This is a genomic window from Streptomyces sp. LS1784 (genome assembly GCF_020103755.1).
Lineage (GTDB): Bacteria > Actinomycetota > Actinomycetes > Streptomycetales > Streptomycetaceae > Kitasatospora.
The window spans coordinates 1-7,043 of the sequence record NZ_JAHSQD010000425.1; the positions used below are offsets into that span (position 1 = coordinate 1).

The window sequence follows — 7,043 nt, forward strand, 5'->3', positions numbered from 1 at the left end:
CCGCGCTCGGCGACCGGAGCGCTCCGCTGGCGGTCCCGCACGCGGCCAGCCCCAGGGCGGCGGCCACCGCGATGCAGCCCGCGAACAGCCGGCGCCGGGAGCGGGACGGTCGGGTCGGGGTGGAGGGGCGGTGGGCGGTCCGGTGCATGGCGGCGGCTCCTGAGGTGCGAGTACGGTGCCGGTCTCTCGGGTCAGGACGACTGCCCGACAGGACGCCGATCGTACGTTTCCCGGTTGCGGGCCGGACCGAACCGCCGTAAGAGTCTTCTCACACCCGCCCCGGTGGCATCTCCGTGCCGACGCGGGTACGGAGAGGGCCGTCAGAACGGGTACCAGCGCACCTCGGTGGCCCCGTTGCGCAGCGAGTCGACCCGGCGCCGGAACTCCTTCAGCGCGGCCGGGTTGCTGGCCGCCTGCTGCGCCACCCAGGAGGCGCTGGCGGTCTCCCGGGCGCCGCGCAGCACCGTGAAGCCGGACCACTCGCGCACGTCCCAGCCGTACGCAGCGGTGAACGCCCGGTACTCCTCGGCGGGCACGCCGTACCGGTCCTGGCTGAGCGCGAGGACGACCAGGTCGTGCTCGCGCAGGTCGTTCGCCATGAACTCCAGGTCGAGCAGCACCGGCCCGTCCGGGCCGATCTGGACGTTGCGCGGCAGCGCGTCGCCGTGGATCACCCCGGGGTGCAGCTGCGGGACGAGGTCGGGCAGGGCGGCCTCGAAGGCGTCCCGGCGGTGGCGCAGGAAGGCGACGTCGGCGGGGTCGACGTGGCCCTCGGCGGAGGCCAGCCAGCGCTCGACCGGGGCCAGCAGGTCGCGCCGGCCCAGCGTGAAGGGCGGCAGCGGCAGCCGGTGCAGGGCGCGCAGCAGCGGGGCGAGGTCGACGGGACGGGCGGGCCGGACGGCGGGCGCGAGCCGGTGCCAGAAGGTGACCGGGTGGCCGTCGGCCAGCTGCGGTTCGGGCGCCACCGCGTCGTACGGGCGGACCACCGGCACGTCCTGCCCGGCCAGCCAGTGGGCGAGGGCCAGCTCGCGGTGCGCCCGGTCGTACAGTTCGGGGCCGCGGCCGACCTTGGCGACCACGGCCGGGTCGCCGAGGTCGAAGACGGCGTTCTCGCCGAGAGCGAGCAGCGTGGCCCCGTCGGGGGCGGCCAGCCCGGCCGACTCGCAGGCCCGGGCGAGCAGCAGCCGGGCGCGGCCCTCGTCGAAGGGGATCATGACTGGAGTTCCGTTCCGCCGACGTTCGTCCCGGGGGATCCCGGACGGTGATCATCATGACGCACGGACACCGGGCCCCGCGCGCTGCGGGGCCCGGCGTCGGACGCGTCCTGGGTGCCGGGAGGCTCAGACCCCGGCCCTGCGGTGGCGCGCAGCCTCCGCCGGGGCGGCCGGCTGGGTGTGCAGGGCCCGGTCGGCGCCGAGCGGCGGGACGGATTCGCCGTGCGAGAGGTCCGGCAGCCAGTTCAGCCAGCGCGGCAGGTACCAGTTGCGCTCGCCCAGCAGGGTCATCACCGAGGGCAGCAGCACCCCGCGGATCACCGTGGCGTCGATCAGCACCGCGACCGCCAGGCCCACGCCCATCTGCTTCATCACCTGCATGGACAGCGATCCGAAGACGGCGAACACCGCCACCATGATCACCGCGGCGCTGGTGACCACCCCGGCCGTGGAACGGATGCCGTGGGCGATCGCGGCCCGGGTCGGCAGGCCGCGGTCGTGGCCCTCCTTGATCCGGGAGACCACGAAGACGTGGTAGTCCATCGAGAGCCCGAAGAGGATCACGAAGAGGAACAGCGGCACCCAGGACTCCACCGCGCCGACCCCGGCGGTGCCCAGCAGCGAGGCGCCCACGCCGTGCTGGAAGACCAGCGTCAGCACCCCGTACGCGGCGCCCACCGAGAACAGGTTGAGCACCACGGCGGTGACGGCGACGGCCAGCGAGCGGAACGAGGTGAGCATCAGCAGGAAGGCGAAGGCGATCACGAAGGCGAAGACCAGCGGCATCGAGCCGGTCATCGTGTGGTTGAAGTCGTACGACCCGGCGGTGCGGCCGGTGACCGGGGCCTCGGTGCCGGGCACCTTGAGGACGGTGGCGGGCACCAGGTCCTCGCGCAGGCTCTTCAGGGCGTCGTTGCTGGTGGCGTCGTTGCCGGTGCCGTTGAGCGGGATGTCGACGGTGGCGACGTTCCGGTCGGCGTGCACGGCGACCTCCACCGGGCCGTGCATCAGCGTGCCGGCCAGGGCCTTCGCCTTGAGGTCGGCGATCGCGGCGGTCATCGCGGGGGAGTCGATGTCGGCGGCCTTGATCACGACGGTGGCGGGGCCGGGACTGCCGGGGAAGGCGGCCTCGATCTTCTGCGAGGCGGCGACCAGCGCGTTGCCCTTGGGCAGCTGCTGCTGGAAGGTCAGGTTGGCGGTGTGCATGGTGAGCATCGGCGCGGCCAGGGCCAGCAGGAAGGCGCCGGCGAGCACGGTGGCGGCCAGCGGGCGGCGCAGCACCGGGGTCAGCACCGCGTTCCAGAACCGTCCGCCGGTCTGCGCGGCGTCCGGCCGGCGCAGCTTGGCGAGGAACGGCACCCGGCCCTTCTCCACCCGGTCGCCGAGCATCGACAGCAGTGCGGGCAGCACGGTGAGCGAACCGAGCACGGCGGTGATCACGACCACGATGGTGGCGTAGGCCATCGAGCGGAAGGTGGCGATCCCGGTGAGGAACATCCCGGCCATGGCGACCACCACGGTGACGCCGGAGACCAGCACCGCCCGGCCGCTGGTGGCGGCGGCCACGGCCAGCGCGGTGGCCGCGTCCCGCCCGGCGGCCCGTTCCTCGCGTTCGCGGCGCAGGTAGAAGAGGCAGTAGTCGACGCCGACGGCGAGGCCGACCAGCAGCATCACCGAGCTGGCGTCGTTGCTGGTGTGCAGGAACCCGCTGCTGAGCGCGACCAGTCCGGCGGCGGCGACGAAGGCGGTGAGCGCGAGCACCACCGGCAGCACGGCGGCGACCAGCGCGCCGAAGGCGACCAGCAGGATGCCGAGGGCGAGCGGCACGGCCGTCCACTCGGCGCGGGCGAAGTCGTTCGTGAACTGGTCCTGCATCCACTTGCCGGAGCTGGCGTCGCCGAGCTGGACCACGGTCAGGTCCGGGTTCTGCTTCTGCACGCCGGCCACCGCGTCCAGCACCGACTGGACGTGCTCCACCGCCTCGGTGCTGTCGCCCTTGAGCGTCAGCATCACGAGCGCGGAGTGGCCGTCCGCGGAGACCGCCTTGGTGTCGTACGGCGAACGGACCTCGGCGGCCCGGCCGGTGCCGTTCACGGCGGCGATCACCTGGCCGACGGCGGCGCGGAACTCCGGTTCGTCGGCGCTGCGGGTGGAGCTCTGGACCAGGACGGTCTCGTTCGCCGGGCTCTTCAGCCCCGCCTCGTCGAGGATCCGCGCGGCCCGGGAGACCTGTCCGGGGATCGACTCGGCGTCGGTCACCTTGGTGCTGCCGTGCACGGTGCCGAGCGCGGCGGCCAGGACGACGAAGAGCAGCCAGCCGAACACGGCGGTCTTCCGGTGCCGGGCGCTCCAGGCACCCATCGCGGCCGCCAGGCCGAGTCTGGACTTCACGGGCTTCACGGTGGTTCCCCCCTGGGAGAGCGGCGGTCGTCGCCGGACGGGAGCGGCGGCGGCCCTGGGTCGGGAGAACCGCCGGTCGGGGTGCGCCGGGTGCGGTCCGGCGTCCCGATCGACAGTAGGGAAGCGGGGGTTGACGGGTAATCCGGCTGGCGGGTGGCCGTTTCCTGGTGCTCTCCTCGGGGCCGGGGTGGGGTTTTCCCTACCCCGGGACCCCGAGATCTCCTCCTGGGGGGTAGGGGGTGCGCCTCCACCCTGAGGGGGAGAAGTCTCCACCCGGAGCACGAGGTCAACGGGGTTGCGCCCGGGAGAAACTGGAGCGGGGCCGCTTCGGGGCGGCCGCGGGGGTTGAATGCAACGGGGGCTCCTTGCCGGGCGGCAAGCAAGTACTCGTAGGATGATGCCCCAGACCTACTTACCTGCCGACCGGCAAGGGAGTGTCCACAGCACTCCGCGCGCCGGTCCTGCCGTCGCCCAGCGTCCCGTCCCCCAAGGGCTGCGGTGAACCATGCCCAGGAGGCATCGAGCATGTTCCACCGACTAGGACAATTCGTCGTTCGCCGCCCGTGGTGGGTGATCGGCGCATGGCTGATCGCCGCGGTCGCGATCATCGCGACCGCCCCGCCGCTGAAGGCCAACTCCGATGAAGCGGCCTTCCTGCCCAAGCACTACGAGTCCATCCAGGCCTCGGAGGTCCAGCAGAAGGCCTTCCCGTCCAACGTCTCGCCCTCCGCGCTGCTGCTCTTCGAGCGCACCGACGGCGGCAAGCTGGACGACGGCGACGCGGCGGCCATGACCAAGGTCACCCAGGGCCTGGCCGACAAGAAGATCCCGCTGGTCGAGATGGTCGCCCCGGTCTCCGCGGCCTCCTACTCCCAGGATCACAAGTACGCGATGTCGATGGTCTCCATCGACAAGACCAAGATGCAGACGGACGAGTTCACCGACGCCGCGAAGAAGCTCCGCGACGAAGGCACCGCACTCGCCTCCGGCAGCAACCTGAAGTTCCAGGTCGGCGGCCCGGCCGCGATGAACCTGGACCAGAAGGACGCAGGCAAGACGGCCGGCATGCTGATCGGCCTCGGCACGGTCGTGATCATCCTGCTCACGCTCGGGATCATCTTCCGCAGTCCGATCATCGCGCTGCTGCCGATCCTCTCGGTGGTCATCTACTCGATGGTCGCCAACGGCCTGATCTCGGACGCCAGCAAGGTGTTCGGGCTCAAGGCCGACAACTCGATGGAACAGATCCTCACCGTCGTGCTCTACGGCGTCGGTACCGACTACTTCCTGTTCCTGATGTTCCGCTACCGCGAGCGGCTGCGCGCCGGGGACGACCGCAAGCAGGCCGTCGCCAACGCGGTCGGCCGGGTCGGCGAGGCCATCGCCTCCGCCGCCGGTGCCGTCGTGGTCGCCTTCGCCGTGCTCGTCCTGTCCAGCCTCGGCATGTTCAAGGCGCTCGGCCCCTCGCTGGCGATCGCGGTGGCCGTCACGGCGATCGCCTCGGTCACCCTGGTGCCCGCGATCCTCTGCCTGATCCCGGAGAAGGTCCTGTTCTGGCCCTCCAAGGCCTGGCAGCGCGAGCCGTCCAACGCCCGCTTCGCCGCGATGGGCCGCGGTGTCGGCCGCCGTCCGGCCGCCGCAGCCCTGCTCTCCGGCCTGGTGATGGTCGGCCTCGCGGTCGCCGCGCTCGGCTACCAGGGCACCTTCGACATGGCCGGCAGCTCGATGCCGAAGTCCAAGGAGTCGATGGTCGTCCAGGAGACCATGGTCAAGGCCTACTCGGCCGGTGCCGCCGACCCCGCCCACATCTACCTGACCAGCCAGAACGGCAACAGGATCGACGTCGCCGGCCTCAAGGGCTACGTGGAGGACCTGGGCAAGGTGAGCGGGGTGTCCAGCGCCGCCATGCCGGACCCCGACCACGGCGTCAGCAAGGACGGGCTCACCGCCGACATCACCGTCGTCCTCAAGGACGAGGCGGCCAGCAACAAGGCCATCGACACCATCGGCGAGGTCCGCAAGGTCGCCCACGACCACGCGCCCGCCGGCACCAAGGCCTACGTCGCCGGCACCACCTCCGTGTACAAGGACATCAACACGGCGATGGCCCACGACTACAGCCTGGTCTTCCCGATCGCCGCGGTGCTGATCATGGTGATCCTCGGCCTGCTGCTGCGCAGCGTGGTCGCCCCCTGGTACCTGATGGCCTCGGTCGGCCTCGGGTTCGGCGCCACCCTCGGTGCCACCACCCTGCTGTTCCAGAACATCAAGGGTGAGCAGGGCCTGATGTTCATGCTGCCGATCCTGATCTACCTGTTCGTGGTCGCGCTCGGCACCGACTACAACATCCTGATGATCGCCCGACTGCGCGAGGAGGCCCGCGAGGGCCGCAGCCCCCGCGAGGCGGCGAGCCAGGCGATCCGCCACGGCGGTCCGACGGTGGCCGCGGCCGGCTTCATCCTGGCCGCGACCTTCGGCACCATGCTGCTGGCCGGAAACACCCTGATGAGCGAGATGGGCTTCTCGATCGCCATCGGCATCCTCATCGCGGCCTTCGTGATGGCGATGTTCTTCACCCCGGCGCTCACCGCGCTGCTCGGCCGCCGCGCCTGGTGGCCCGGCCACGCGGACACCCCGAGCCACGGCCACGGCGAGGGCCCGGCCCCGCTGACCGGTGCCCACGGGGTGCCGGAGCCGGCCGGCCGGCGCTGACCCGACCGGTGCGTACAGGCGGCGTCCCGCTTCGGCGGGGCGCCGTCTGCCCCATTTGCGGAGCCACCAAACGTGATCTGTAGGGCGGGAAAATCCCCGGTCAACCATGGTGGCACCGTGCTACAGTCGAAGCAGTTGCAGTTTTGGTTCCCATGAACGTGGTGTGCGCCTGCTGGTTCCAACCGACAGGCGCATTTGTTTTGTCCGGTGTTTCAGTCTCCGGATGGGGATCGCGGCTACTCCGGGATTCACGAGGTGTGGATCCCTGATGCCCCAGTAGGAGGAGACGGTTATGGCTACCGGCACCGTGAAGTGGTTCAACAGCGAAAAGGGCTTCGGCTTCATCGAGCAGGCCGAGGGCGGCCCGGACGTGTTCGCCCACTACTCGAACATCCAGGCCAATGGCTTCCGTGAGCTGTTCGAGGGCCAGCAGGTCGAGTTCGACGTGACCCAGGGCCAGAAGGGCCCGCAGGCCGAGAACATCCGCCTCGTCGGCTGATTTCAGCCCCTGCGCTGACTCGCGATCTGCGAAGCGAGGGCCCGCACCTCACCGGTGCGGGCCCTCGCCCATGCCGCCGTACGGCCGGGGCGGCGCACCTCCCTTTCCGACGGCCGACCCAGCCCGCAGCGCGGGCTGCCGACCGACGGACGGAGATCCCGTGACCACCCCTGCCCGCCCGCCGCGCGACCGCGGCCCCCGCACCACCGACCAGGCCC

At 71.4% G+C, this 7,043-nt stretch carries 4 protein-coding genes; 2 read left to right on the forward strand and 2 right to left on the reverse strand.

What is annotated here, in order from left to right; genetic code table 11:
* Positions 1-320: 320 nt before the first annotated feature.
* Positions 321-1,214, reverse strand: a complete 894-nt coding sequence (locus KS423_RS33425) for a phosphotransferase enzyme family protein (protein WP_224283508.1) — start codon at positions 1,212-1,214, stop codon at positions 321-323.
* A 126-nt stretch (positions 1,215-1,340) separates the two neighbouring features.
* A complete protein-coding gene (locus KS423_RS33430; RefSeq protein WP_224283511.1) occupies positions 1,341-3,575 on the reverse strand; it encodes an MMPL family transporter in 2,235 nt (744 codons plus the stop codon).
* A gap of 564 nt (positions 3,576-4,139) precedes the next feature.
* Between KS423_RS33430 and KS423_RS33435 the strand changes: the two genes are divergently transcribed.
* Together KS423_RS33435 and KS423_RS33440 are read left to right on the forward strand one after the other, a co-directional pair.
* Positions 4,140-6,326: an MMPL family transporter gene (locus tag KS423_RS33435; protein ID WP_224283509.1), complete on the forward strand. Its 2,187-nt coding sequence runs from the start codon at positions 4,140-4,142 to the stop codon at positions 6,324-6,326.
* A 292-nt stretch (positions 6,327-6,618) separates the two neighbouring features.
* Entirely contained in the window at positions 6,619-6,825 is a 207-nt protein-coding gene (locus KS423_RS33440; RefSeq protein WP_224283510.1) for a cold-shock protein, read from the forward strand.
* Positions 6,826-7,043 lie beyond the last annotated feature (218 nt).

Excerpts from the sequence above, each read along its gene's own strand:
- KS423_RS33430 (WP_224283511.1), bottom strand. The coding sequence starts at position 3,575 with ATGGGTGCCTGGAGCGCCCGGCACCGGAAGACCGCCGTGTTCGGCTGG.
- KS423_RS33435 (WP_224283509.1), top strand. The coding sequence starts at position 4,140 with ATGTTCCACCGACTAGGACAATTCGTCGTTCGCCGCCCGTGGTGGGTG.
- KS423_RS33425 (WP_224283508.1), bottom strand. The coding sequence starts at position 1,214 with ATGATCCCCTTCGACGAGGGCCGCGCCCGGCTGCTGCTCGCCCGGGCC.
- KS423_RS33440 (WP_224283510.1), top strand. The coding sequence starts at position 6,619 with ATGGCTACCGGCACCGTGAAGTGGTTCAACAGCGAAAAGGGCTTCGGC.